Origin of the sequence: Pseudomonas sp. P7548 (assembly GCF_013386585.1) — a bacterium.
In the GTDB taxonomy this organism is placed as follows: domain Bacteria; phylum Pseudomonadota; class Gammaproteobacteria; order Pseudomonadales; family Pseudomonadaceae; genus Aquipseudomonas.
Window position 1 is genome coordinate 1 of sequence record NZ_JACARO010000050.1, and the last position, 25,323, is coordinate 25,323.

The 25,323-nt window shown below is 60.0% G+C and carries 21 protein-coding genes and 2 pseudogenes; 15 read left to right on the forward strand and 8 right to left on the reverse strand.

Translation table 11 applies throughout. From position 1 onward, the window contains the following. Positions 1-89: 89 nt before the first annotated feature. Positions 90-2,381 (reverse strand): fatty acid cis/trans isomerase, encoded by a 2,292-nt coding sequence (locus tag HX803_RS20700; RefSeq protein WP_178923050.1) that lies wholly within the window; start codon positions 2,379-2,381, stop codon positions 90-92. Positions 2,382-2,547: 166 nt separating this feature from the next. Here HX803_RS20700 and metH point away from each other — a divergent pair, with 166 nt between their 5' ends. The 4 genes from metH to HX803_RS20720 all read left to right on the forward strand — a co-directional run bounded on the left by metH (position 2,548) and on the right by HX803_RS20720 (position 9,193). Continuing rightward, positions 2,548-6,258 (forward strand): methionine synthase, encoded by a 3,711-nt coding sequence (metH, locus tag HX803_RS20705; protein ID WP_178923052.1) that lies wholly within the window; start codon positions 2,548-2,550, stop codon positions 6,256-6,258. Between the two features lie 169 nt (positions 6,259-6,427). Further along, positions 6,428-6,646: a DUF2970 domain-containing protein gene (locus HX803_RS20710; protein WP_178923054.1), complete on the forward strand. Its 219-nt coding sequence runs from the start codon at positions 6,428-6,430 to the stop codon at positions 6,644-6,646. A gap of 410 nt (positions 6,647-7,056) precedes the next feature. Next, positions 7,057-8,715 carry a nitrite/sulfite reductase gene (locus tag HX803_RS20715; protein ID WP_178923056.1) on the forward strand — a complete coding sequence of 553 codons (1,659 nt, stop codon included), beginning with the start codon at positions 7,057-7,059 and terminating at the stop codon, positions 8,713-8,715. Next, positions 8,699-9,193: a DUF934 domain-containing protein gene (locus HX803_RS20720; protein WP_003235539.1), complete on the forward strand. Its 495-nt coding sequence runs from the start codon at positions 8,699-8,701 to the stop codon at positions 9,191-9,193. Before HX803_RS20715 ends, HX803_RS20720 begins: the two co-directional genes overlap by 17 nt. 42 nt (positions 9,194-9,235) lie before the next feature. On the opposite strand, the gene HX803_RS20725 is transcribed toward HX803_RS20720, so the two are convergent. Beyond that, a complete protein-coding gene (locus HX803_RS20725) occupies positions 9,236-9,640 on the reverse strand; it encodes a MerR family transcriptional regulator (protein WP_178923057.1) in 405 nt (134 codons plus the stop codon). 72 nt (positions 9,641-9,712) lie between these two features. Between HX803_RS20725 and HX803_RS20730 the strand changes: the two genes are divergently transcribed. Together HX803_RS20730 and poxB are read left to right on the forward strand one after the other, a co-directional pair. Next, positions 9,713-10,945, forward strand: coding sequence for an NADH:flavin oxidoreductase/NADH oxidase family protein (locus tag HX803_RS20730; RefSeq protein WP_178923059.1), 1,233 nt, complete (start codon positions 9,713-9,715; stop codon positions 10,943-10,945). 77 nt (positions 10,946-11,022) lie between these two features. Continuing rightward, positions 11,023-12,747 (forward strand): ubiquinone-dependent pyruvate dehydrogenase, encoded by a 1,725-nt coding sequence (gene poxB, locus HX803_RS20735; protein ID WP_178923061.1) that lies wholly within the window; start codon positions 11,023-11,025, stop codon positions 12,745-12,747. A 104-nt stretch (positions 12,748-12,851) separates the two neighbouring features. Here poxB and HX803_RS20740 read toward each other — a convergent pair whose 3' ends face one another. After that, positions 12,852-13,409 (reverse strand): NADPH-dependent FMN reductase, encoded by a 558-nt coding sequence (locus HX803_RS20740; RefSeq protein WP_178923064.1) that lies wholly within the window; start codon positions 13,407-13,409, stop codon positions 12,852-12,854. A gap of 229 nt (positions 13,410-13,638) precedes the next feature. Here HX803_RS20740 and HX803_RS20745 point away from each other — a divergent pair, with 229 nt between their 5' ends. Next, positions 13,639-13,875, forward strand: coding sequence for a hypothetical protein (locus HX803_RS20745; RefSeq protein ID WP_176997799.1), 237 nt, complete (start codon positions 13,639-13,641; stop codon positions 13,873-13,875). A gap of 60 nt (positions 13,876-13,935) precedes the next feature. Here the strand turns inward: HX803_RS20745 and HX803_RS20750 are convergent, their stop codons facing one another. Together HX803_RS20750 and gspG are read right to left on the reverse strand one after the other, a co-directional pair. After that, on the reverse strand, positions 13,936-14,292 hold the full coding sequence (locus HX803_RS20750) for a hypothetical protein (protein WP_178923066.1): 357 nt from the start codon (positions 14,290-14,292) through the stop codon (positions 13,936-13,938). 102 nt (positions 14,293-14,394) lie between these two features. After that, entirely contained in the window at positions 14,395-14,844 is a 450-nt protein-coding gene (gene gspG, locus HX803_RS20755) for a type II secretion system major pseudopilin GspG (RefSeq protein ID WP_178923068.1), read from the reverse strand. Between the two features lie 133 nt (positions 14,845-14,977). Between gspG and HX803_RS20760 the strand changes: the two genes are divergently transcribed. Continuing rightward, the gene (locus HX803_RS20760) at positions 14,978-15,871 is read left to right on the forward strand and encodes a LysR substrate-binding domain-containing protein (protein WP_178923069.1); all 894 of its coding nucleotides are present in this window, start codon (positions 14,978-14,980) and stop codon (positions 15,869-15,871) included. Here HX803_RS20760 and HX803_RS20765 read toward each other — a convergent pair. Next, positions 15,868-16,449: a GNAT family N-acetyltransferase gene (locus HX803_RS20765; protein WP_176997803.1), complete on the reverse strand. Its 582-nt coding sequence runs from the start codon at positions 16,447-16,449 to the stop codon at positions 15,868-15,870. The two genes, HX803_RS20760 and HX803_RS20765, sit on opposite strands and share 4 nt — an antisense overlap. 8 nt (positions 16,450-16,457) lie before the next feature. Further along, positions 16,458-16,937: pseudogene (locus HX803_RS20770) on the reverse strand (lysine decarboxylase); the annotation flags it as partial. A gap of 46 nt (positions 16,938-16,983) precedes the next feature. On the opposite strand from HX803_RS20770, the gene HX803_RS20775 reads away from it, so the two are divergent. The 7 genes from HX803_RS20775 (at position 16,984) to HX803_RS20805 (ending at position 22,824) form a co-directional block, all read left to right on the forward strand. Next, positions 16,984-18,468, forward strand: coding sequence for a tyrosine-type recombinase/integrase (locus HX803_RS20775; protein ID WP_178923071.1), 1,485 nt, complete (start codon positions 16,984-16,986; stop codon positions 18,466-18,468). Positions 18,469-18,668: 200 nt separating this feature from the next. Then, positions 18,669-19,250, forward strand: a complete 582-nt coding sequence (locus HX803_RS20780) for a hypothetical protein (RefSeq protein WP_178923073.1) — start codon at positions 18,669-18,671, stop codon at positions 19,248-19,250. A 487-nt stretch (positions 19,251-19,737) separates the two neighbouring features. Beyond that, positions 19,738-20,085, forward strand: coding sequence for a Rha family transcriptional regulator (locus tag HX803_RS20785; protein WP_256732895.1), 348 nt, complete (start codon positions 19,738-19,740; stop codon positions 20,083-20,085). Continuing rightward, complete coding sequence (locus HX803_RS20790; RefSeq protein ID WP_178923075.1) at positions 20,082-20,870, forward strand: Rha family transcriptional regulator; 789 nt, start codon at positions 20,082-20,084, stop codon at positions 20,868-20,870. Before HX803_RS20785 ends, HX803_RS20790 begins: the two co-directional genes overlap by 4 nt. Beyond that, positions 20,867-21,157, forward strand: a complete 291-nt coding sequence (locus HX803_RS20795) for a hypothetical protein (RefSeq protein ID WP_178923077.1) — start codon at positions 20,867-20,869, stop codon at positions 21,155-21,157. The genes HX803_RS20790 and HX803_RS20795 overlap by 4 nt, the downstream gene beginning before the upstream one ends. A gap of 166 nt (positions 21,158-21,323) precedes the next feature. Continuing rightward, positions 21,324-21,752 (forward strand): hypothetical protein, encoded by a 429-nt coding sequence (locus HX803_RS20800; protein ID WP_256732896.1) that lies wholly within the window; start codon positions 21,324-21,326, stop codon positions 21,750-21,752. A 37-nt stretch (positions 21,753-21,789) separates the two neighbouring features. Next, positions 21,790-22,824, forward strand: coding sequence for a hypothetical protein (locus tag HX803_RS20805; RefSeq protein ID WP_178923081.1), 1,035 nt, complete (start codon positions 21,790-21,792; stop codon positions 22,822-22,824). A gap of 611 nt (positions 22,825-23,435) precedes the next feature. Here HX803_RS20805 and HX803_RS20810 read toward each other — a convergent pair. Then, positions 23,436-25,220: pseudogene (locus HX803_RS20810) on the reverse strand (Orn/Lys/Arg decarboxylase N-terminal domain-containing protein); the annotation flags it as partial. Between the last annotated feature and the right edge of the window lie 103 nt (positions 25,221-25,323).

Consider the following 25,323-nt stretch of genomic DNA (forward strand, 5'->3'; position numbering starts at 1 on the left):
CTTTTGGGCTCTATCAAAAGTGACCCGCTGTAAGAGCGGAACCAATATCAGCCGTTACTCAAATACCGGATATGCCCCCCGAACAAACCTCACAAATTCTCATACCGATTCATATCCAACACCCCCTCTTCCACCGGCGTAGTCTCACGAATGTACTGCGACAAATCATGGAAATACTGCCAAAACAACGGATGACTGCGACGCACGCCCCAACGGTCAACGATCTTTTCAAACCGGTTGGCATCCTTGGCCCGCTCCATCTGCGCCACAAACTCGGGCACTTCCTGCGCCGGAATGTTGAACATGAAATTCGGATAACTACTCAACACCCCCGGGTAAATGGTCACCGTATCCAGCCCCGGCTGATAGCGATAAGCCTCACCCAACAGGAACGCCACATTACTGTGGGCGCGGTTACGCAGCATGCTATAGACCACACGCTTGCCACTGGCGGTCTCAATACGCAGCATCGTCGCCTCAGGCAATTGGTCGATGACCTTGAGCCCTGCTGCCGGGCGTGATGTCAGCCGGCTCAACGCCTGTTCGGCGTCCTGCAACGCCGGGTCGATACCATCGCGGGAGCAATACGCGCCATCACAGCGGTTGATCGGGTCCGGGCTGGCGTTCAGGTCGCCATAACGGGTGAGCAACTGGTTGGCAAAATCACGTTTGGGGTCTTTCTCATTCAGGTGCAGACCGGTCGGCTTGTCGTCGTCAATGGCTTCATAATCCAGCCACATCTTGAGCTTGCCGCTGTTCTGGTACCAGTCATCGAGGAACCCGTCGCGGGAGTCGGCCGGCATCAGGCGCAGGAAGTTCTGCTCGGCACCGTTGCGGATCAGGTCGAAATACAAGCGGGTCTGGGCCTGGTGCGACACGTTGCCAAACACGTCGAAGTTCACCGCCAACTGGTAATAGGTGCGCTCCAGCAGCGGGTAGTCGAACAGCCACATCGTCTGCGGCACTTCGCCGATCAAACCCTTGGTCACCGACGCACTGTCAAAGTGGCGGAAGATGGTCAGCAAGGCATTGTCGTTGCCCGCCCACAGGGTCGACCAGCTCGGTGGCGGCACATCGGCGTAACTGTCGCGGCGCAAGGCTTCGTACTGGTTGCGCTTGTCGCGATAAGAGAGCCACAGGCTCAGCACGCTGCCCACGTCGTCATTCTGCCCCGGCATCGCCAGCAACGGCGTGGCCTGGCCGCGGTAGCGCGCATCGGTGATGTACAGGTCGTGGTCCGGGTCCTGGAACAGGGTCCAGAAGTTGTCACGGATCACATCCGTAGCGATCTGCCCACGGCACACCGGCCCGCGGATAAAGGTGCGCACAAAGTATTCGGCGTTATCGAGCATGAACTGGTAGCGCGCCTTGGCCGGGATGGCTTCGAACGTTTCGAACGGGTTGGCCCGGCGCCCTGGCCCATAGCCCGGTAGCGCATTGACCTGCCAGTTGCCGGCGTAGAACAGCTCCTTGATCCGCGCCATTTTCTGCGCACTGAACGGGTACGTGATGTGGGTCTTGTGCACGATCACGCCCTGCACCGGCCACAGGCGGTAGTACACCTGGGTGCCCGGGTCATCGTTGGGGCGACGGGTGGCGATCAGGTCAATCGGCTGGCCGCTGGGCGTGCGCGAACGCACCCACTGGAAGAAATGCCCCGGCTCGCCGTTCTCGAAATAGATATGCGCCAGGAACAGGTGCTCGAACAACCAGCGCGCCACCAGGCTTTCCCGGGCGCCGGGCTGGTTGAACAGGTTTTCCCACTGTTGCACTTGCAGCGCTTCCTTGGCGCTGGGGGCCAGGCCTTGCTCGTCAATCGGCGCGCCGGAGGCGAGCCAGCGTTGCAACGTCTGGTATTGCTGGTCCGTCAGGCCGGTGACGGCCAGCGGCATGCCTTCCTTGGGATGGGCGCCCGCGTAGGCATTGAACTCGCCGGGCATGGCGCACATGTTTTCGCGGTTCAGGCCCAATACGATGTCTTCGGGCAACTTGGCGTTAGGCTGCAGCGGTGCGTTGTGCCCCAGCTCCAGCATGCGCGCCATCAGCGCCGCCTGGCTGCCCTGGGCATCCAGCACCGAATAGAAGCCCTTTTGCTGCCAGGCTTGCTTGCCGAAGGCGTCATAAAACAACCGCGTGGTTGGCGTGGCCTGGCTGCGCTCACCGTCGTAGACCGGCACTTTGCTCGCGCCCCGGGCCGCGCCTTCGGCACTGCCCAGGTTGAGCTGGCAGGCAGAGTCGTAGCAGGCATGGCAGGCCACGCATTTCTCGGTGAAGATCGGCTGGATATCGCGGGTATAGGAAATCGCCGGAGCGGGACTTTGTGCCTGGGTGCTGCTGGCAATCAGCAACAGCACGGCGCTGACGATAAGACGAAGTGACATGTATCCGGTCCCGATTCAATGCGTGCGCTTAAAATATGGCGGTGATTCTACCGGGCCACACCCTCCAACAACATGAACGATATTCATGCAAATACTGTGCATGCTCTAAATCGGCACAGGTTTGCTATGATTCACGCCCTCCGAAATGCCTGACCAGAGTAGTCCCATGTCCGATCGTAGCGTTCGTCTGCAAGCCCTTCATCAAGCCCTCAAGGAACGTATCCTGATCCTCGACGGCGGTATGGGCACGATGATCCAGAGCTACAAGCTTGAAGAAAATGACTACCGAGGCAAACGCTTTGCCGACTGGCCGAGCGACGTCAAGGGCAACAACGACCTGCTGGTGATCACCCGTCCGGACGTGATCGGTGGCATCGAGAAAGCCTACCTGGACGCCGGCGCCGACATCCTCGAAACCAACACCTTCAACGCCACGCGCATCTCCATGGCCGACTACGGCATGGAAGAGCTGGCCTATGAGCTAAACGTAGAAGGCGCACGCCTGGCGCGCAAGATCGCCGACGCCAAGACCGCTGAAAACCCGGCCAAGCCGCGTTTCGTTGCCGGCGTGCTCGGCCCGACCAGCCGTACCTGCTCGCTGTCGCCGGACGTGAACAACCCCGGCTACCGCAACGTGACCTTCGATGAACTGGTGGAGAACTACACCGAGGCCACCAAGGGCCTGATCGAAGGCGGCGCCGACCTGATCCTGATCGAGACCATTTTCGACACCCTCAACGCCAAGGCCGCGATCTTCGCCGTGCAGGGTGTGTTCGAAGAACTGGATATCGAACTGCCGATCATGATCAGCGGCACCATCACCGACGCCTCCGGCCGCACCCTGTCGGGCCAGACCACCGAAGCGTTCTGGAACTCGGTGGCCCATGCCAAGCCGATTTCCGTGGGCCTGAACTGCGCCCTGGGCGCCAGCGAGCTGCGTCCGTACCTGGAAGAGTTGTCGAACAAGGCCAACACCCACGTCTCCGCGCACCCGAACGCCGGGCTGCCCAACGAGTTCGGCGAGTACGACGAACTGCCGTCGCAAACCGCCAAGGTCATCGAAGAGTTTGCCCAGAGCGGTTTCCTCAACATCGTCGGCGGCTGCTGCGGCACCACGCCGGGCCACATCGAAGCCATCGCCAAGGCCGTGGCCGGCTATGCACCGCGCGTGATCCCGGACATTCCGAAGGCTTGCCGCCTGTCGGGCCTGGAGCCGTTCACCATTGATCGCAGTTCGTTGTTCGTCAACGTCGGCGAGCGCACCAACATCACCGGTTCGGCCAAGTTCGCCCGCCTGATCCGTGAAGACAACTACACCGAAGCCCTGGAAGTCGCCCTGCAGCAGGTGGAAGCCGGCGCCCAGGTGATCGACATCAACATGGACGAAGGGATGCTGGATTCGAAGAAGGCCATGGTGACCTTCCTCAATCTGATCGCCGGCGAGCCGGACATCTCCCGCGTGCCGATCATGATCGACTCCTCCAAGTGGGACGTGATCGAAGCCGGCCTCAAGTGCATCCAGGGCAAGGGCATCGTCAACTCCATCAGCATGAAGGAAGGCGTGGAGCAGTTCATTCACCACGCCAAGCTGTGCAAGCGCTACGGCGCCGCCGTGGTGGTGATGGCGTTCGACGAAGCCGGCCAGGCCGACACCGAAGCGCGCAAGAAAGAAATCTGCAAACGCTCCTACGACATCCTGGTCAATGAAGTGGGCTTCCCACCGGAAGACATCATCTTCGACCCGAACATCTTCGCGGTCGCCACCGGTATCGAAGAGCACAACAACTACGCCGTCGATTTCATCAACGCCTGTGCCTACATCCGTGACGAACTGCCCTACGCACTGAGTTCCGGTGGCGTGTCCAACGTGTCGTTCTCGTTCCGCGGCAACAACCCGGTGCGTGAGGCGATCCACTCGGTGTTCCTGCTGTATGCGATTCGCAACGGCCTGACCATGGGCATCGTCAACGCCGGCCAGTTGGAGATCTACGACCAGATCCCGGCCGAGCTGCGCGACGCCGTGGAAGACGTGGTGCTCAACCGCACACCGGAAGGCACCGACGCCCTGCTCGCCATCGCCGACAAATACAAGGGCGACGGCAGCGTCAAGGAAGCCGAGACCGAGGAATGGCGTGGCTGGGACGTGAACAAGCGCCTGGAACACGCGCTGGTCAAGGGCATCACCACCCATATTGTCGAAGACACCGAGGAATCGCGGCTGTCGTTCGCACGCCCGATCGAAGTGATCGAAGGCCCGTTGATGTCTGGCATGAACATCGTCGGCGACCTGTTTGGCGCCGGCAAAATGTTCCTGCCCCAGGTGGTGAAGTCCGCCCGGGTAATGAAACAGGCCGTGGCCCACTTGATCCCGTTCATCGAGCTGGAGAAAGGCGACAAGCCGGAAGCCAAGGGCAAGATCCTGATGGCCACGGTCAAAGGCGACGTGCACGACATCGGCAAGAACATTGTCGGCGTGGTGCTGGGTTGCAACGGCTATGACATCGTCGACCTGGGCGTGATGGTGCCGGCGGAGAAGATTCTGCAGGTGGCCAAGGAGCAGAAGTGCGACATTATCGGGCTGTCCGGCCTGATCACGCCGTCCCTGGACGAAATGGTGCACGTGGCCCGCGAGATGCAGCGCCAGGACTTCCACCTGCCGCTGATGATCGGTGGCGCCACCACCTCCAAGGCGCACACGGCGGTGAAGATCGAGCCCAAGTACAGCAACGATGCAGTGGTGTACGTCACCGACGCCTCCCGTGCGGTGGGCGTGGCCACGCAGCTGCTGTCCAAGGAGCTGAAAGCCGGCTTTGTGGAACGCACCCGCGAGGAATACGTGGAAGTGCGCGAGCGCACCTCCAATCGCAGCGCCCGTACCGAACGCTTGAGCTACGCCGCGGCCATCGCCAAGAAGCCGCAGTTCGACTGGAACACCTACACGCCGGTGGTGCCGACCTTTACCGGTTCCAAGGTGCTGGACAATATCGACCTCAAGGTACTGGCCGAATACATCGACTGGACGCCGTTCTTCATTTCCTGGGACCTGGCAGGCAAGTTCCCGCGCATCCTCGACGACGAAGTGGTCGGTGAAGCGGCCCGCGCGCTGTATGCCGACGCCCAGGAAATGCTGGCCAAGCTGATCGATGAAAAGCTCATCAGCGCCCGTGCGGTATTCGGCTTCTGGCCGGCGAACCAGGTGCAGGACGACGACCTGGAAGTCTACGGCGACGATGGTAAGCCCCTGGCGACCCTGCACCACCTGCGCCAGCAGATCATCAAGACCGACGGCAAGCCGAACTTCTCCCTGGCCGACTTCGTGGCCCCCAAGGACAGCGGCGTGACCGACTACGTGGGCGGGTTCATCACCACCGCCGGCATCGGCGCCGAAGAAGTGGCCAAGGCTTACCAGGACGCGGGCGACGACTACAACTCGATCATGGTCAAGGCCCTGGCCGACCGCCTGGCCGAGGCCTGCGCCGAGTGGCTGCACCAGCAAGTGCGTAAAGACTACTGGGGTTATGCCAAGGACGAAGAGCTGGACAACGAAGCGCTGATCAAGGAGCAGTACAGCGGCATCCGCCCTGCCCCGGGCTACCCGGCGTGCCCGGATCACACCGAGAAAGGCACCCTGTTCCAGTTGCTCGACCCCGAAGCCCGCGAAATGCAAGCCGGCCGCAGCGGCGTGTTCCTCACCGAGCACTACGCCATGTTCCCGGCGGCGGCGGTCAGCGGCTGGTACTTCGCCCACCCGCAGGCGCAGTACTTTGCGGTCGGCAAGATCGACAAGGACCAGGTGGTCAGCTACACCGCGCGCAAAGGCCAGGACCTGGCCGTGACCGAGCGCTGGTTGGCGCCGAACCTGGGCTACGACAACTGATCTGACACAACACCGATCAACCTGTGGGAGCTGGCTTGCCTGCGATGACGGTCTTTCAGTTGATGACAATGTCGACTGACAAACCGCTATCGCAGGCAAGCCAGCTCCCACATGGGTTTTATGGTGTTTGGGCTATGCTTTCCTCCAGGCTCCGTCTTGCGAGGGATGTATGGACGATCCAGTCAACAACAAGCCGCCTACCTTCTGGCAGATGCTCCACAGCGTCATGGCCGCCGCCTTTGGCGTGCAGAGCGGCAAGAATCGCGCCCGCGATTTCACCCACGGCAAACCCAGCCACTTCGTGATCCTGGGCATCCTGTTCACGGGGGTGTTCGCGCTGACACTGTTTGGCATCGTCAAACTGGTGCTGCACCTGGCCGGCGTGTAAACCCAACCTGACTGTAACTGTAGGAGCTGGCTTGCCAGCGCCTACAGGGGTCTGTAGCTATGGCTACTGGTGGCTGACCCAGAACACCGCGGTGCCCACCACCAGGATGATCAGGAACAGAATGGCCCAGGCATCAACGGTACTATCGGGTTTACGGGCTTTTGTAGAATTGCTCATCGCATCGCCTCTTGTCGGTTTTGTAGGTGATTGCACTAAGACTCGACGACAGTAAAGTTGATGATTGCCCGCATGACAAATGTGGGTAATGCGATAACCGTTCTCAATAGGCGATTTGGTTATTTGCATATACTCAAACATCACTTTTGCGCATAAACGCAAACTGGTATCGTGCGCCGGCTCCGTTGGGAGTGCGCGGCCGTGCGCGCAGATTTGCCGAGAACAGGACCTATATGTACGTATACGACGAATACGATCAGCGCATCATTGAGGACCGCGTCAAGCAGTTCCGTGATCAGACCCGACGCTATCTGGCAGGTGAACTGAGCGAAGAAGAGTTCCGCCCTCTGCGCCTGCAAAATGGCCTTTATGTTCAGCGCTTTGCGCCGATGCTGCGAGTGGCTGTGCCCTATGGCCAGCTGACTTCGCGCCAGATGCGCATGATGGCCAAGATTGCCCGCGACTACGACAAAGGCTATGCCCACATCAGTACCCGCCAGAACGTGCAGTTCAACTGGCCGGCACTGGAAGACGTGCCGGACATCCTGGCTGAACTGGCCACCGTGCAGATGCACGCCATTCAGACCAGCGGTAACTGCCTGCGCAACGTGACCACCGACCAATTCGCCGGCGTTGCCGCCGATGAACTGATCGACCCACGCCCCTGGTGCGAAATCGTCCGTCAATGGACCACCTTCCACCCAGAATTCGCCTACCTGCCGCGCAAGTTCAAGATCGCCATCAATGGCTCGACCTCGGACCGTGCAGCGATCGAAGTGCACGATATCGGCCTGGAGCCGGTGTACAACGCAGCCGGCGAGCTGGGCTTCCGCGTACTCGTGGGTGGCGGCCTCGGTCGTACCCCGGTGGTGGGTGCCTTCATCAACGAGTTCCTGCCGTGGCAGGACCTGTTGAGCTACCTTGACGCGATCCTGCGGGTCTACAACCGCTATGGCCGTCGTGACAACAAGTACAAGGCCCGGATCAAGATCCTGGTCAAGGCGCTGACCCCTGAGGTGTTTGCCCAGAAAGTCGACGCTGAAATGGAACACCTGCGCGGCGGCCAGACCACCCTGACCGAAGCCGAAGTACATCGCGTTGCCAAGCACTTCGTCGACCCTGAGTACAAGGCCCTGGCCAATCAGGACGCCGAGTTTGCAGCCCTCGATAAAGAGCACCCGGGTTTCGCCCGCTGGCGTGGCCGCAACACCCTGGCGCACAAGAAGCCGGGCTACGTGGCCGTGACCCTGTCGTTGAAGCCTACCGGTGTTGCACCGGGCGATATCACCGACAAGCAGCTGGACGCCGTGGCCGACCTGGCCGACCGCTACAGCTTCGGCCAACTGCGCACCTCCCACGAGCAGAACATCATCCTCGCGGACGTTGAGCAGAGCCAGTTGTTCACCCTGTGGGGCGAGCTGCGCGAAGGCGGTTTCGCCACGCCGAACATCGGCCTGCTGACCGACATCATCTGCTGCCCGGGCGGCGATTTCTGCTCCCTGGCCAACGCCAAGTCGATCCCGATTGCCGAATCGATCCAGCGACGTTTCGACGACCTGGACTACCTGTTCGACATCGGCGAGCTGGACCTGAACATCTCCGGTTGCATGAACGCCTGTGGTCACCACCACGTCGGCCACATCGGCATCCTGGGCGTGGACAAGAAAGGCGAAGAATTCTACCAAGTGTCCCTGGGTGGCAGCGCCAGCCGCGATGCGAGCCTGGGCAAGATCCTCGGCCCATCCTTCGCCCAGGAAGCCATGCCCGAGGTGATCGGCAAGTTGATCGATGTGTACATCGAACAGCGCACCGAAGATGAGCGTTTCATCGACACCTACCAGCGCATCGGCATCGATCTGTTCAAGGAGCGCGTCTATGCAGCGAATCATTAAGAACAACGAAGTCCTCGACGAAACCTGGCACCTGCTGCCCAAGGACGCGAGCTTCGACGGCATCTCAAACTGCGACGACCTGATCGTGCCGTTGGCGCTGTGGCGCGAACACGGTCACGCCCTCAAGGCCCGCGACGGCGGCCTGGGTGTGTGGCTGGACGCCGATGAAGAAGCCGAAGAGATCGGCGCGGACGTGGAACACTTCCAGGTCATCGCGCTGAATTTCCCGGCCTTCACCGACGGGCGCAACTACTCCAACGCACGCCTGCTGCGTGACCGCTACGGTTACAAGGGCGAGCTGCGGGCGATTGGCGACGTGCTGCGCGACCAGTTGTTCTACCTGCGCCGCTGCGGGTTCGATGCCTTCGCCTTGCGCGCCGACAAAGACCCGTACGAAGCGCTGGAAAGCCTCAAGGACTTCTCGGTGACGTACCAGGCTGCGACGGATGAACCGTTGCCGCTGTTCCGCCGCCGCTGAACCTTGGCGTACAAAAAAGCCCTGGCAATGCCGGGGCTTTTTTTATGCGTCGTTTTTGATGGCGGCCAGCACACGCTGCTGGCCCATGGAACAGGGAACGCCTTCAGGGTGCGCCCGCACCGTCTCGATCACCCCCAGCAATTGCGCCTTGCTGTGGGCCAACTGCGCTTGCATCTGTTCGATCTGCTGCACCTTGCGCTCCAGCGCGTCGATCAGCTCCTCGCGCTTGTGCTCGCCCGGAGCCGGCATCAAGGCCTTGAGTTCCTGCAAGGTGAACCCGGCCTTTTGCGCACTCTGGATCAGTTGCAGGGTCTGTAGCGCCTCTGCGGCATAACGCCGGTAGCCATTGGCCTGGCGCCCCACCTGGCTGATCAGGCCTTCGGCTTCATAGAAGCGGATGCGCGATGCCGCCAAGCCACTCTGTTTTGCCAGCTCACCAATATTCATCGCCACGCCCTGCTTGACATTAAAGTTAACTTTAAGCTTAGCCTGAGGCCTCCCCCGCTCAGGAGTCAACCCATGTCACCCTTTGAAGCCTTGCAACTGCCCAACGGCCAAGTCCTCGCCAACCGCATCGCCAAGGCGGCGATGGAAGAGAACATGGCGGATGCTCGGCAAGCGCCCTCCCGCGAATTGAAGCAGCTGTACAAGGCCTGGGCCGACGGCGAACCGGGCTTGCTGTTGACCGGCAACGTGATGATCGACCGTCGCGCCATGACCGGCCCCGGTGGCGTCGCCCTGGAAGATGAGCAGCACCTGGCGAGCTTTCGCGAATGGGCCGACATCGCCCGCGCCAAGGGCGTGCACTTCTGGGTGCAACTCAACCACCCCGGCCGCCAGACCATGGCCAACCTGGGCCAGCAAGCCCTGGCGCCGTCGGCGGTCGCACTGGACCTCGGTGGTTTTTCCAAGATGTTCGCCAAGCCCAAGGCCATGACCGAAGACGATATCAACGACGTGATCCAGCGCTTCGCCACCAGCGCCCGCCTGGCCGAGCAAGCCGGCTTCACCGGCGTGCAGATCCATGCGGCCCATGGTTACCTGCTCAGCCAGTTTCTGTCGCCGCTGAGCAACCAGCGCACCGATCGCTGGGGCGGCAGCCTGGAGAACCGCGCCCGCTTGCTGGTGGAGGTGATCACGGCCGTACGCGCCAGCGTCAGCCCCGGGTTTTGCGTAGCCGTGAAGCTCAACTCGGCAGACTTCCAGCGCGGAGGTTTCGACGCGGCGGATGCGCGGGCGGTGGTCGAGTTGCTCAACACCTTGCCGGTCGACCTGCTGGAGTTGTCCGGTGGCAGTTACGAAGCCCCGGCCATGCAGGGCGAAGCGCGGGACGGCCGGACCCTGGCCCGTGAGGCGTACTTTCTGGAGATGGCCAGTGAGCTGGCGGCCATTGCCACCATGCCGGTGATGGTCACCGGCGGCATTCGCCGCTTGCCGGTGGTGCAACAAGTGCTCGACAGCGGCATCGCCATGGCCGGTATCGCCACAGCGCTGACCCTGGAACCCCAGCTGATCAAACACTGGCGTGAGGGGCGCGACCTCAACCCGCAATTGCAGCCGATCCGCTGGAAGCGCAAGCCGCTGGCCTCCCTCGCCACCATGGCCGTGGTGCGCGAGCAACTGCGCCGCCTGAGCCGCGGACGCCTGCCCAACCCGAGCGTCGCGCCCCTGCTGGCTCTGGTACGTGACCAGTGGTTTATCGCACGACGCACCCGCCAATACCGTGCGGCCATGACGCAATCTTCACAATAAGGACGGAGCATTCGCCGTGATCGAACTGTCCTCTACTGATCAGCCGTTTTTAACCTCACTGACGATTGGAGTGCTTCATGGCGAACATCAACCTGGCCCAGCAATTGGCAACCACCCTTGAACAGGCGGGCATCAAGCGCATCTGGGGCCTGACCGGCGACAGCCTGAACGGCCTGACCGACGCCCTGCGCACCATGGACAGCATCGAGTGGATGCACGTGCGCCATGAGGAAGTCGCCGCCTTCGCGGCTGGCGCCGAGGCGGCAGCCACCGGCGAATTGACGGTGTGCGCCGGCAGCTGCGGGCCGGGCAACCTGCACCTGATCAATGGGCTGTTCGACTGCCATCGCAACCACGTGCCGGTGCTGGCCATTGCGGCGCAGATCCCCTCCTCCGAGATCGGCCTGAACTACTTCCAGGAAACCCATCCCCAGGAACTGTTCAAGGAGTGCAGCCACTTTATCGAGCTGGTGACCAACCCCGCGCAGATGCCCCAGGTGCTGCACCGCGCCATGCGTTCGGCGATCCTCAACCGTGGCGTGGCCGTGGTGGTGATCCCCGGGGACATTTCGCTGCTGGAGGTCGAGGACACGCTCAAGCCCTGGCCTGCCCTGCACGCACCGCGCACCTTACCGGCCGAACAGGACCTGCAACGCCTCACCGAGCTGCTCGATGGCAGCCAGAAAGTCACCCTGCTGTGCGGCAGCGGCTGTGCCGGCGCCCATGACCAGGTAGTGGCCTTGGCCGATACCCTGGGCACACCGGTGGTGCATGCCTTGCGGGGCAAGGAGCATGTGGAATGGGACAACCCGTTTGACGTCGGCATGACCGGCCTGATCGGCTTCAGCTCGGGCTACCATGCCATGCTCAACTGCGACACGCTGATCATGCTCGGCACCGACTTCCCCTACCGCCAGTTCTACCCCACCGACGCGAAGATCATCCAGGTCGACCGCAACCCGCAGGCACTGGGGCGCCGCGCCACCCTGGACCTGGGCATCGCCGCCGACGTCAGCGAAACCCTTGACGCGCTCTTGCCGCGCCTGACCCGCAAGACCGATCGCAGCTTCCTCGACACGTCGCTGAAGCACTACGAGAAAGCCCGCCAAGGCCTGGATGACCTGGCCCAGCCATCGAAAGCCAACCGGCCGATCCACCCACAATATGTGGCGCGCTTGCTCAGCGAGCTGGCGAGCGATGATGCGATCTTCACCGCCGACGTCGGCTCGCCCACCGTGTGGGCCGCGCGTTATTTGAAGATGAACGGCAAACGCCGCCTGATCGGCTCGTTCAACCATGGCTCCATGGCCAACGCCATGCCCCAGGCGATCGGCGCCCAAGCGGCGTTCCCCGGGCGGCAGGTGATTTCCCTGTCCGGTGACGGCGGGTTCGCCATGTTGATGGGGGACTTCATTTCGTTGGCGCAGTTGAAACTGCCGGTCAAAGTCATCGTGTTCGACAACTCATCCCTGGGGTTTGTGGCCATGGAGATGAAAGCCGCCGGCTACCTGGACACCGGCACCGAGCTGAAAAACCCGGACTTTGCGGCCATGTCCAATGCCATGGGGATCCTGGGCATTCGCGTGGAGCAATCCGAAGACCTGGAACCGGCCTTGCGCCGTGCCCTGGCCCATGACGGCCCGGTGCTGGTGGATGTGGTGACGGCGACTCAGGAACTGGTGATGCCGCCGAGCATCAAGCTGGAACAGGCCAAGGGTTTCAGCCTGTACATGCTCAAGGCGGTGATGAGTGGCCGTGGCGATGAAGTGATCGAACTGGCGCGCACTAACTGGCTGCGCTGAGCCAGCTCGACTGACGTGACACTTGCCGGCGATGGCGGTTTCGTGAGCACCGCAAGGCTTTAGGGCCTATCGCCGGCAGGCCGGCTCCTACAAGGTGTGGGGTGTCAGGCGGATTGTTTTTCTACCCATTTGCCGTAGGCATCGATAAACGCCTGCAGGAAGGGTTTGGTTTTTTCCGACAGTTTGCCAGCCTCATCGAACAGGCTACCTGCGCCGCCCAGGTAGGCTTCCGGCTGCTGCATGCACGGCACATCGAGGAACACCAGAGACTGGCGCAAATGGTGGTTGGCACCAAACCCGCCAATGGCACCGGGTGACACGCTGATGATCGCTCCCGGCTTGCCGCTCCAGGCACTTTTGCCGTAGGGACGGGAGCCGACGTCAATCGCATTCTTCAGTGGAGCAGGCACGGAACGGTTGTACTCCGGGGTCACGAACAACACCGCGTCGGAAGAGCTCACCTGTTGACGGAAAGTACTGTAGGCTGCCGGCGGCGTACCTCCGTCGATGTCCTCGTTGTAGAGTGGCAGATCGCCAATTTCCACAATGTTCAACTTCAGGTTGGCAGGGGCCAGTTCGGCCAAGGCCAGGGCGACCTTGCGGTTGATCGACTCTTTTCTCAAGCTGCCAACCAGGACGGCAATCGTGTAGACCTTGCTCATTGAGGTTTTCCCGACGTCTGACTAAAGGAGCTTTCAGTTATAGAGTCTTCACGCCGTGTTCACCAGCAGGTTTTTGCTATTCCTCCTGAACGTTACTGCGCACTCATGCGCGTAGGAAGCGTCTGAAATCTTCAACGAATAGTATTTTTTTACTATAGGTAAACTACCCCGCTCCATGACGGTCTACAGAACCGCAAATCGAGTGTTTATCTCCAGAGGTTCTAAACAGATGGCTGCAGTACTTGTCGGACAGTTCCATGCCAGAGACGCGGAAGGACGCGTGTATTCGGTGCATGAGTTCCAGGAATCCAACCCGGCGCAGGACAGCCAGGCTGGCTCGATGCCTACCACCACCTACAAATTGGCCATTGGCGACCGCGTAGAAAAGCTGGAAGGAGATGAGTTCAAACTGATTCAGTCGGGCACCATCATTGTCCGTGAATCGGAAACCACCCTCGCGTCATAAGATCTCGCCTCACTAGACCTGCTCAGTCCTGGCCATCCGCGCCATTGACTGGGCCGGCGATCACTGCCGGCTTATCTGCGTCACCTCCACCCCTTGCTCCCCCTCCACTTGCTTGAGCGTCACCAGCACCCGCCCCTTTTCACCCTCGACGGCAAACATCGAGCGCGTGTAGCCCGGTGTATTCCCCGTGGTGCCATAGCCTGGGTGCGCGACCACTTCCCTGACCAGTGCAATGTCCAGCACGGTGCCCACCTGTTCGGCCACCTGTTCCTGGGAGCGGATGAACGCTTCGAGCGCATGCTTTTGCGGGGTGTTGTCGTCGGTGTTACTGAAGAGGTAAGCGGCCACGCAGCCGACGGTCACCAGGACCACCAGTTGCTTGACCGTTACCCCGAGAACATTCGAGGGTAGCGGCATTCGAGACCAGACCTGTTTTTGTTGTAAGTGCCGGTAACCGGCATTGGTCGTTGATGATCAGACGCGTCATTCTAATCAGGTCTATGGGTATTGCCAGATGATTCAGTTGTCGCCGTAGGTAATATCCTTATTGACCCCGACACCGCCCAGCGTGCGGTCCTTGCCGAACGAGAACAGATCAAACGGCGCCTGGCCCTGGGTCGCAGGGTAATGGTACTGGTAGGCAATGCCCCACGGGTCGGTCAGCAGTTCGTCCTGGATATAAGGACCTTTCCACTGCGCCACGTCGACAGGCTGCTCAGTCAAGGCCTCCAGCCCTTCCTCGTCGGTGGGATAGCGGCCCGTGTCGTGATGAAAACCTTCGAGTGCCTTGCCCAACTCGGCCACCTGCGTTTTTGCCGTGGCGATCTCGGCCAGGGTCACATCGCCAAACAGCCTTGGCCCCACCGCCAGGGTCAATAGCCCAACGATGACCAACACCACCAGCACCGCCCAACGGGTAAACCCTCGCTGGCGGGACAGACTGTCAAATGCTGCGGTTTTGCCGGACATCGCGACGCTCCCTCATTGTTCGTCGGTTATTACACGCTTTACATGAACCGCAGGTTGCAACGGTAGGCGAAAAGCCCACGCTGTTTTTTGCCCAGCCATTGAAACCCCATCGCACTGAACATAGACTCCGGCGATGCGTTTACGTCATATCGAAGTGATTCAGGCCATCTTGCAGACCGGACACCTCGGCACGGCCGCCGAATGGTTGCAACTCCCCGTGGGCGACGTGGACGCCACGCTCAAGGATGCCGAGCACCTGTTGGGCTTCATGCTGTTTGCCAGTGTGCGCGGGCGTTTGCAAGCAACGCGTGAGACCCTGGAGCTGCAAACACAGATCGCTCACCTCTACGAAGCCCTGGAACCGGTACAACGCCTGGCCAGCCGGCTGAAACACCATCACGCCCCGACCCTGCGCGCCCTGTGCACGCCGCCCCTGGCCAACCAGTTGTTGCCACAGAGCATCGCCGTGTTGCGGCGGCGCTTCCAGGACACCCCGTGCAACCTGTCCAGCCAGCCGACCCGGGAGATCGTGCGCAGCCTGCTGCTGCACGAGGCCGACGTGGGCTTGAGCCTGCATGACCCGGAACACCCGCAGATCCAGAGCACCGTGCTGGCCCAGGGCAAGCTGCAACTGCTCGCCCCCCATGGCTGGCTCAAACCCAAGCAGAAGTACATTGCGCTGCAGGACCTGGCCGGCCAGTCGATGATCGGCCTCGAAGGCCATGACCCCTTGAGCCGCCTGTTGGACGCCAAGCTGCAAGCCCTGCGCCCGTTGCCAGTGGTGCAGACGCGGGTGCAGACCTACCAGATGATGCGCAGCATGGTGGAAGCCGGGGAAGGCCTGGCGATTGTCGACCCGTTCACCGCCTACGGCGCCCGGGAAGCCGGGTTGGATGCGTGCCCGGTGTCGCCACCGATCCCGGTCAGCCTGTATGCGCTGACCCTCAAGGACGGAACGCCGTCACCGGCCTTGAATGCGCTGCTGGAGATCGTCACCCAGAAGGCCGAAAGCCTGCTGCCGGGTTAAACCTGTTCGACTTCGCTCTTGAACAACCGGTACCAGAAAATCGCCACTTCGCGGGTCTGTGGGTCGATGCCGCGATAGCGCAGGTGGTCGATCCCGCCCATCACATAACCGCAACGCTCATACAAACGGCAGGCGCCGAGGTTGTTGTTCTGGGTCTCCAGCATCATCCCCGGCAGGTTCTTCTTGCGGCTCCAGAACTGCGCCACATCCAGCAGCGCCTTCGCCACGCCATGGCGCCGCGCCGGCAAGGCCACCGCCAGTTCGTCGACGTGGGCAAAGCCGTTCCAGTTGGTGCTGACCACGATATGCCCCACCGCCCGATCGTCCAGGTAGGCCATGAAGATCGCACTGTCCGGCGCGTCACGGAAACTGGCGAACTCTTCAGGATCGATCCCGTAGCACTTGCGGTACGGCACGATGCGCTCCACCGGCCACTGATCGACCCGCTTGCCCATCTGCGGCTCGCCGTAGGTGCTCACCTCAAAACTGAAGTCATTGCCCCACACGTAGGCATCAAAGCCCTCGTCGGCGACCCTTACACTGAGCCCCGGGTACTTCGGGTTCATTACAGCCTGCATAACCATCCTTAACCCTTGATGCAATCGACGGTGTAACAACGACCACTGCCGTCATCTTCGTGTTGCAACCCATGAACATCCGCGACAAAACCGGGGAAACTGCTATCGAACGTCCGGGCAAACGCCAGGTAGTCGATGATCGATCGTGTCGATTCGGTAAAGCGCTCACCGGGCATGATCAACGGAATGCCCGGCGGATAAGGCACCAGCATCACGGCTGCGATGCGCCCTGGCAAGGCATCAATGGAAACCGCCTCCACTTCCCCCCTCACCAACTGGTCGTAAGCGTCGGCCGGTTTCATCGCGATGTCCGGCAATACCGTGTACATGCGCTTGAGGTGCTTGGCCGTGGCGTTGCTGCGATAACAGCTGTGCAATTGGTCGCACAGGTCGCGCAGCCCCAGGCCCTGGTAACGCGTCGGACCCTGGGCATACACCGAGGGCAAACAGCTGGCCAGGCTGACGTTGGCGTCGTAGTTGCGCTTGAACTACTTGCGATGACCCAGGGCCTTAGCAACCATTGAGGCCTGAGCCATGACCAGCACCAACACAGACAACCTTGTCACAACCATTGTCACAACTCCACTAAGTCATCCCTACTACTACCGCCGCCAAGGGGTCTACTACATGCGCCTAAGGCCTGTAGGGTCCACCAAGGGTCATGCGGTATCATTGAGGACCACTGACAAGGCCACAGCTATGACCACCTCTAAGACTCTCAGACAGGCCCTTGCTGGCTTCCACCTCGACAACCCTGAGGCAACCTGGGAGGACATCCGTTCGGCCATCGTAGAGTTTGCCTTAGAGGCCCTGGCGACGGCTCACCATGATGACCCTATGCAGCAATACGGCATGGTCTACAGCGACATTAGGGCCGAGCTTCACGGCTACGCTATGACAGCCTCTATGAGTCCCTTACAGGCCCGAGGGGTTAACACTGCGGCCCAGGCCTTGAGAGCTGCTGAGAGTCGCCTACAGGGCAACCTGGGGCCACTGGTGGGGATCATTGAGGACCTTAGCGAGCCTGTGCGTGGACCTTCTGAGCCTGTACAGCCTCCACCGCGTTTGCTTCCTTCCCTGTCCTTATCTGTAAGTGCAAATCAGCCTAAAGGGACCCTTGAGTCCTCTGAGCGTCTGTCCTATGCGTCCCTGTCCGCTGCCTACATGGCTGAACATTCGCCTAACCTTGCACCTGCCACCCTTAGGAACCAATCAGCCTCACAGCGTGTTCTGGGAGCTGCCCTTGAAGGTGTCGATATGATGACTCACACGCGAGCCGATATGACCGCCCTAAAGGAGACCTTGGGAACCACACGCGCTAACTCCACGGTCAATAAGCTGCTGACTATTCTACTGACCACCCTTGAATGGGCCGTCAATACTGGGACCATTGAGCGCCACTATGGGAAGGGGCTTAAGCACAAGCGTGACGCTGGCAGCGCACGGGAGGCTTTCACCGAGGCTGACCTAAAGGACATCATGACCAATGCCACACAGGATAGCTCAGAGGCGTCCTTGCTGATCCAACTGGCCGCTATCACTGGGGCCCGACAAAATGAGGTCTACACGCTGACCACTGAGGACATCAAGGAGGTAGCTGGTGTGTGGGTGATGGACATCAACACCAATCAACCCTTTAAGTCCATCAAGAATGCACAGAGCGCCCGACTGGTCCCACTGACCGGGGTCATGGGCTTTGACCTTGAAGGCTTCCTAAAGCTGGTCAAGGGTCGGCCTGCTGGCTCCCGTCTGTTCACTGAGAACCCGACCATAGGCCGTAAGGTCAACTCATTGCTTCGGTCGTTCCACTCTAAGGGTGACCACAAGGCTCTGGTATTTCACTCCCTGCGTCATAGCATGGCGACCCAACTGAAGGCACATGGAATCCCTGTAGAGACCGCACAGAGCATCCTGGGGCACGCCTCCTCGACCCTGGCATATGACCTCTACGGCAAAGGTGCTGGGGTCAACCTGGGGTCACTGAGGGAGGCCATTGAGGAAGCCCTACCAGCGGTTTGACTGTTACCAGTTAGGCGCTCGTTAGGGCGCTCCTGTGTGAAATCTGAGGGAACACCTGGGCCATAGGCCTGCACAATTTACACAGGAGCGTCACCTTGAGCCTGCAAGTGCCCGTAATCATTGGGCCTTGTGGGCTTTTTGTTGCCTTGGGTCTGACCTTGTGACAGCGGGTGTCGTTAAAAACCCTCACAAGAACACGGATGACCACAACGGTCGCCATGATTTCAAGTGAGGACCATATGACCAGCTACGATCCAGCTCTACACGAGGCCGATTACACTGCATCTATCTCCAGCGTCAAGCGAGGTCGAGGCCGTCCTACCAAGGAAATAACCAACCTGTTCTGCGGCTTCATAGGCCCGACTGAGCCCGACTACGGCCAGTACCCTTTCTTCGCTATGGACATCATTGAGGGGATCGCTCGACTTGACTGGCATGACCGGGCTATCGGGGTCGGTGGCTCGTCTAAGCCCCTGTCAGTGAAGCGCCTTGTAGCGATCATCGCGGACCTCGAAGTCGTCTCAGCGGCCACCGTAATGGCTCACAGCCGGTTGGGCCTACGTCAGGCGCAGCGGTACGTGAAGGCCATCGAGTTAGCCATGCCACGCCTACTTAAGAGTAGACCTGATGCGCTTAGCCATCTGATGCGCTACGGCTTCCTGAAGGATGCGCCGCAACGTTCGAGCCAATGGGAGGACCAGCTTGAGCCGCCAAGCCCAGAAGCGCTTGCACAGTTGCACTACGACCTGCGAACACTGGGCGTTGGAAGCGTCTCTGATTAAATGCCGCATACTATTAATAACCAAATGACCCTTGGGTTGAGGGCGAAAAAATCTTTACGTGTCTTGGGGTAAAAACTCACTGGATGCTCATTGCGGACCCCAAGGGCGTTAGGTGGACCCAGTGTGAAGGGATTTGCTATTGCAAAATAATCCCTACTCATAGAGTGGACTTTAAGATCCCATAAGGAACTCCCTCCCTTTGGGTCTGCCACGGGTCTCGCCATCCGGTACGGACTTCATGATTCCCTAAAGGAATCTAAGCGGTTCGTCAAGTGGATTTAAAAACCCTCACAATAACAGGGACAGCTCGGTTTATTCTGAAATAAATATCAGCAGCCATTCCCTGGTCACACACGCCCGTCGCTGGGCTTATACCAACGTCAAGTCTTTCTGAATGCTCCTTGAGCCATGGTCGATGCCCGTAGTGGGGCCTTGACGGTCGGCCGGTGGGAGCGAACCAGGGAGCATTCAAAAGGAGTCCACTACCATGTTTAACGGTATCAAAGAAATCACCATGACCACCGTCGAGATTGCCGCAATGACTGGCAAGCGTCACGACAACGTACTTCGAGATGCACACGCCATTGTCGCGAAGGTTAACGCCCTCAAATCTGAGGAGTGTTCAAATAATGACCAATCTACAGGGGCCATCGAAGCTACATACCTGGACGGGCGGAAGGCTGAGCGCCCGATGCTGGTCCTCAACAAGCACATGGTATTCACTCTTATCACCGGTTATGACACTGGTCTGCGCTACACCGTGGTCGGTCGCAAGACCTTCCAGATGGTGCCCCAGCACCTGAGCGTGCATGTGAACCGTGAGGTGGCCGTATGAGCCTTCACGAAATCACCATGACCACCGTCGAGATTGCCGCAATGACAGGCAAGCGGCACGATAACGTGTTGCGTGATGCCGACCGTATTGTGGAACAAGTAGCCCACCTCAAATCTGAGGCGGGGTCAGTAGAGGCCACATACCTCGACGGCAACAAGCAAGAGCGCCGCATGCTGGTTCTCAATAAGCAAATGGTCTTCACCATCATCACTGGCTACGACTCAGGTCTACGCCACACCGTGATCGGTCGCTGGATCGAACTGGAACAAGCCGCAAACCCTATGTTCGGTTCCCAAGCCATCACCGACACGTTGAACGACCTTCAGACCCGCGTCGATATGATGGCCCCGGTCTATGCCGAGCACGTCCGTAAGGGCACCTCAGGTCACGGCCACACATGGTCAGCTGCCTGTTTCATTGCGGATGTCCCACCTCAGATCGCCAAGTCCTACTTTAAGGCCATCGGCCGGTTCGAGCGTGAGCGCCCCAAGGTGGTATCCCTGGAAACCCCATCCGGTCCCATCGTGCCGACCAAGAAGGGCTTCGACTTGGGTTACTTCAAGCACAAGAAGTACACAGGCCACGGCCAGAATGCAGATGGCTTCAACGTGACCAATGCGGGCCTCGAATGGCTCAAGGGATACCGTGACGCGATCCTGGCATGGGACATCGAGCGCAAGAAGATTCGCCCCGTGGTCGATGAAGAGGGCTATGTGGTCGACATCAAGGGCTTTGGCGGTAAGGGCATGACGGTTGCCGATCTACCGAAGGGAATGTGCCCATGACCTTCGCTGAGCAACTCAATGCGTTCTTAACGACCCCTGCAAGTCGGACCAAGCTGGTCACGCTGCGTGCCATCTGGCGTGATCGTTACGTCCGTGGTCGGCTGACCTGCAAGGGTGAGCAGGGTGTCATTTACGAGCGACTTTGCGAGCACCTGAAGGCCACCAATCCGGTCCTGGTCTCGTTCATCGACTCTATTACCACCAACACCATTATGCACCTCGATGCTGTCCTGATGGTCCCCATGCGCATCCCACTAACCCGCCAACCGATCACCCTACCGCTGTAACACCCACCGCCGTCCGCCATCGGCACAACAACCCCATCTAACCCAAACCCAGAAGATATTGATCATGACCTTGAGAGGCCCGTGCGGCTACTCCTTGCCATCTGGTCACGTTGCCTCTATGCGGCAAGGCCATGAATCAATGTCTCGATTTAGGAGACCCAACACCATGCAACTGAATATCCAAAACGTAACCCCTGAAACCGTTGAAGTACAAGGTCAGGTCGTAGCTCGTGCGTATGCCGAGGGCGTGATGCTGGCGACCCTGATTGCCACCGCTGGGAGCAACAAGCCAGCCCAAGAGGCAATCGTAAGCCAATACCTGGACGCTGGTTTGAGCGCTGCTGCCTTCCCGGCCATCGTGAGGTCCATCGAGGCCCGCAAGTTGGCCGCTGAGCGTGAACATGCAGAGCGACTCAAAGACGCTCGTGAGCATGCAGAGCGCTTCAAGTCCTACGAGTCCACCCCTTTGGACGAAGCGCGTCGCCGTGCCAAGCGTGAAGACCGTGAGCGCAAGTATCAAGACATGGGCCGCGCTATCCGCAGTGCCAATGGTCGTAGCGACTTCTCGTCTGGCAACTGGCTCGACAACAACTAAGCCTGTCCTTTCTCAACTTATTCAGGAGACGTATCTCATGTCCAAATCTACCGATCACCGCGACCAACGCGACCGCTACACCACGCCGACTTCCTATGAGGCTGCCGTATGGGGCAATGGCGGTAACCTTCAGTTCTCCACCGAGGCCTCTATGGGCGCCCAGGCGACTGACTCAAGTGTCCTGGCTCAGGCCATCACCCAAGCCATGGACGAATTCTTCAATGGTGGCGAATGGCACGACAACGCTGTCGATGCGATCCCCTGTGAGTTCCGTCCTAAAGGCACCGAGCCGACCCCCGTTCAACTGGTCAACATGGTCAATCGCAACGTCGAGTTTGACCCGCGCCAGTCGATCTACGATCACTCCAAGATCACTAAAGGGGAGGCCGTAGCGGGCGACTTCATCTTCACTGAGCCGACCAATACCGCTGCATTCTTCTCGCACCGCTTCACCCTTCTGGATGCCCACGTTGTTGCTGGCTTCACTGGCAACGGCATGGAGCAGATGATGGACAAGATGCTGACCGACTTCGAGAAGGCCTGTGGTTCTACCGTTGTGGACATCCTGATCAAGTCACCAAGCACCGAAGCCAAGGAGGTCACCATTGCGGGTGCTTCGCCACGAGATCGTGCTGAGGACTGGATCGACGCTTTGACCATGAGCATTAACCAGTCGGTAGGTAACTCTCTGAGCGACTTCGTGTTGCTGATGCACATGACCGAGCAGGCAATGCTTGAACGTGCTGCCCAACGTGCTGGTGTGGATGACGTTGAGGACCTGTTGGGTTGCCGTACTCAGTTCTACTCGGGCACTAACCGTGGCGTATTCATGCTGCCTAAAGGCTTCGCCTCGCTGTCGTTCCGTGAAGGCAATGACGGTGACGTGTGGTCGATCCATGCTTCCCGTAACGCTGGCATCCAAGGCTGGGACTTTGAGGTAAGCGGTGTGGCTGACGTAATGGCTCAGGCCAAGGTCAGGATCAAGCTGGCAAACCCTGAAGACCCCACCGAGCGCCTGCAAGTCGAGACCGTAGACTTCCCACTGATCACTCGTGTGGTCGTCAAGCCGTAACACCCGCTGTAACCATGGGGCCCGTAATGGGCCTCGTGGGCTGACCTGAGTGTCTATCCAAGCCGGTGGACCTTCAGTTGAGCCCATTCCGTATCACGTTCCTACGCGCAAAGCGCAGGGCAATGACCCACATTCAAACTCACATTCCACGTAGGAGACCGCTATGGCCGCCAAGAAACAATGGTTGGCCGTCCTCAAGGCTATCGCTATGTCGAAAGCCACATGGAAGCTGGTCGGGACCGTAGCGGTTCTTTATGGCTGCGCTCATGGCGAGCTAATCGCTGGACTGGTCGGAGAGGTCATATCGGACGTATCGGGATCCCTTTAAGGATCTGACAGAAATTTCTGTTAGACCACCTGTCATAGCTAACCTGCGCGCTTACCCCCGTAGGCCCTTGCGTGCGCCTGAGCTTTATGGCGCCCGTGCGTGATCCTTAGCGCGTGCATGTCGCGTCACGTAAAGGCCTTGGGAATCCCTGGCAGACCGAGGCCATGAGGTGACCCGAGGTTGACCATGAGACCATGAGTCATTGTCACAACACTGTGCCAACACTGTCACAAGATCCCTTGACGAGCCCTGAGAGCCCTGGCCTAATTGGGTTCCCTGAGTTGCGCTTGAACTCCAGCAACTCGGTAAGCAAGGTACTCCACTTGCCTTTGGTAATGCCCATGGAAAACAGCACGAGGAAGGAATACAGGCCAGTCTTTTCCACCACCAGCCCACGCTCCCAGAGGAATTTACTGACGACCGCGGCGGGAATCCCACAGTCGCTCAAGGCGCCACCCGCGTTGAGGCCCGGCATTACCAACGTGACCTTGATCGGGTCGAGCAATACGTAGTCTTCGGCCACATCACCGAACCCGTGCCAGTCATCCTGCGGCTGCAACAGCCAATCCGCCGTGGCGACGCGGTCGATCCCGGCCACCGAGGGCGGCTGCCAGATGGAAAACCACCAGTCTTCGGCGGCGATGTGTTGGCGCAGGTTGGCCAGGGCGCGGCGAAAACTCAGGGCTTCGTCGAACATCTCCTGCAGCAACGAGCGCCCGGCCGGGCCTTCCATCATGGCCGAAGCGACGTCCAGCGAGGCAATGATGCTGTATTGCGGCGAGGTGGAGATGTGCATCATGAACGCTTCGTTGAAACGGTCGCGGTCCAGCTGGCGAGCGCCGCCATCCTGCACATGGATCATCGACGCCTGGCTGAATGCCGCCAGCAGCTTGTGGGTCGAGTGGGTGGTGAACACCAGTGGGCTGTCCGGGGTGCGCGAGGTGCCCATGCCATAGCGTCCGGCAAAGAACTCATGGAAGGCCGCGTAGGCGTACCAAGCTTCATCGAAGTGCAGCACTTCGACGCTGTTGCCCAATTGCTGCTTGATCAGCTCAGCGTTGTAGCACAGGCCGTCGTAGGTGGAGTTGGTCACCACCGCCATCTTGACTTTCGGCGGGCGCCCTCGGGTCAAGGGGCTGGCGTCGATCTTGGCGCGGATGGAATCGGGGCTGAATTCACTCAGGGGGATCGGGCCGATGATACCCAGCTCGTTGCGCTCCGGGCACAGGTACAGCGGGATCGCGCCGGTCATGATGATCGAATGCAGCACCGACTTGTGGCAGTTGCGGTCCACCAGTACCAGGTCATCGCGGCCAACCATGGAATGCCAGACGATCTTGTTGGCGGTGGATGTACCGTTGATCACGAAGAACGTATGGTCGGCGCCAAAGTTGCGCGCGGCGCGGGCTTCGGCTTCCGCCAGCGGCCCGGTGTGATCGAGCAGCGAGCCCAGCTCAGGCACCGAGACCGACAAATCCGAACGCAGGGTGTTTTCCCCGAAGAACTGATGAAACGCCTGCCCCACCGGGCTCTTGCGATAGGCCACCCCGCCACCGTGGCCGGGGGTGTGCCAGGAATAATTGGAGTCGGCCGTGTGCTGCACCAGGGCCTTGAAGAAAGGCGGCAACAAGCCATCCAGGTAGCCACGCGCCGCCCGGGCGACTTGTCGGGCCAGGAACGGCACGGTGTCTTCGAACAGGTAGAGGATGCCGCGCAGTTGGTTGAGTTCGCTCATGGCATCGGCCGGCGCGTTCTCCAGGGTGACTTGCTCGCCCAGGGCGAAGATCGGCAGGTTGGGCGCCCGCACCCGGGCCAGCCGGATCAGCTCGACCATGTTTTGCAGCAGGTGGGTGTTTTCGCCGGCCCCTTCGGCGGCAATCAGCATGCACGCCAGGCCATGATGGGTAGAGGCCACCAGCCGGCCTTCGGCGTAGTCCACCGCAGAGAAGATACTGAAGCCCTCTTGTTCCAGCTCCCGGGCGATGCCCCGGACCCGATCACCGGCCACCGTGTCGGCCTTGATGTCACGGTGCACGATAAGAACAGGGAACTTCAGGTCTTTGTACATGAGTGCGTTCAGTCCTGAGGGCTATGCACTCAAGGGTAGAAGCTTGGGACGGATGACGCGAATGAAGATTTCGAAAGCCGTAGAAATCAAATGTGGGAGCGGG

What these genes read in the sequence shown, in the direction of transcription:
- HX803_RS20700 (WP_178923050.1), bottom strand. Translation starts at nt 2,381, where the DNA reads ATGTCACTTCGTCTTATCGTCAGCGCCGTGCTGTTGCTGATTGCCAGC.
- metH (WP_178923052.1), top strand. Translation starts at nt 2,548, where the DNA reads ATGTCCGATCGTAGCGTTCGTCTGCAAGCCCTTCATCAAGCCCTCAAG.
- HX803_RS20710 (WP_178923054.1), top strand. Translation starts at nt 6,428, where the DNA reads ATGGACGATCCAGTCAACAACAAGCCGCCTACCTTCTGGCAGATGCTC.
- HX803_RS20715 (WP_178923056.1), top strand. Translation starts at nt 7,057, where the DNA reads ATGTACGTATACGACGAATACGATCAGCGCATCATTGAGGACCGCGTC.
- HX803_RS20720 (WP_003235539.1), top strand. Translation starts at nt 8,699, where the DNA reads ATGCAGCGAATCATTAAGAACAACGAAGTCCTCGACGAAACCTGGCAC.
- HX803_RS20725 (WP_178923057.1), bottom strand. Translation starts at nt 9,640, where the DNA reads ATGAATATTGGTGAGCTGGCAAAACAGAGTGGCTTGGCGGCATCGCGC.
- HX803_RS20730 (WP_178923059.1), top strand. Translation starts at nt 9,713, where the DNA reads ATGTCACCCTTTGAAGCCTTGCAACTGCCCAACGGCCAAGTCCTCGCC.
- poxB (WP_178923061.1), top strand. Translation starts at nt 11,023, where the DNA reads ATGGCGAACATCAACCTGGCCCAGCAATTGGCAACCACCCTTGAACAG.
- HX803_RS20740 (WP_178923064.1), bottom strand. Translation starts at nt 13,409, where the DNA reads ATGAGCAAGGTCTACACGATTGCCGTCCTGGTTGGCAGCTTGAGAAAA.
- HX803_RS20745 (WP_176997799.1), top strand. Translation starts at nt 13,639, where the DNA reads ATGGCTGCAGTACTTGTCGGACAGTTCCATGCCAGAGACGCGGAAGGA.
- HX803_RS20750 (WP_178923066.1), bottom strand. Translation starts at nt 14,292, where the DNA reads ATGCCGCTACCCTCGAATGTTCTCGGGGTAACGGTCAAGCAACTGGTG.
- gspG (WP_178923068.1), bottom strand. Translation starts at nt 14,844, where the DNA reads ATGTCCGGCAAAACCGCAGCATTTGACAGTCTGTCCCGCCAGCGAGGG.
- HX803_RS20760 (WP_178923069.1), top strand. Translation starts at nt 14,978, where the DNA reads ATGCGTTTACGTCATATCGAAGTGATTCAGGCCATCTTGCAGACCGGA.
- HX803_RS20765 (WP_176997803.1), bottom strand. Translation starts at nt 16,449, where the DNA reads ATGCAGGCTGTAATGAACCCGAAGTACCCGGGGCTCAGTGTAAGGGTC.
- HX803_RS20775 (WP_178923071.1), top strand. Translation starts at nt 16,984, where the DNA reads ATGACCAGCACCAACACAGACAACCTTGTCACAACCATTGTCACAACT.
- HX803_RS20780 (WP_178923073.1), top strand. Translation starts at nt 18,669, where the DNA reads ATGACCACAACGGTCGCCATGATTTCAAGTGAGGACCATATGACCAGC.
- HX803_RS20785 (WP_256732895.1), top strand. Translation starts at nt 19,738, where the DNA reads ATGTTTAACGGTATCAAAGAAATCACCATGACCACCGTCGAGATTGCC.
- HX803_RS20790 (WP_178923075.1), top strand. Translation starts at nt 20,082, where the DNA reads ATGAGCCTTCACGAAATCACCATGACCACCGTCGAGATTGCCGCAATG.
- HX803_RS20795 (WP_178923077.1), top strand. Translation starts at nt 20,867, where the DNA reads ATGACCTTCGCTGAGCAACTCAATGCGTTCTTAACGACCCCTGCAAGT.
- HX803_RS20800 (WP_256732896.1), top strand. Translation starts at nt 21,324, where the DNA reads ATGCAACTGAATATCCAAAACGTAACCCCTGAAACCGTTGAAGTACAA.
- HX803_RS20805 (WP_178923081.1), top strand. Translation starts at nt 21,790, where the DNA reads ATGTCCAAATCTACCGATCACCGCGACCAACGCGACCGCTACACCACG.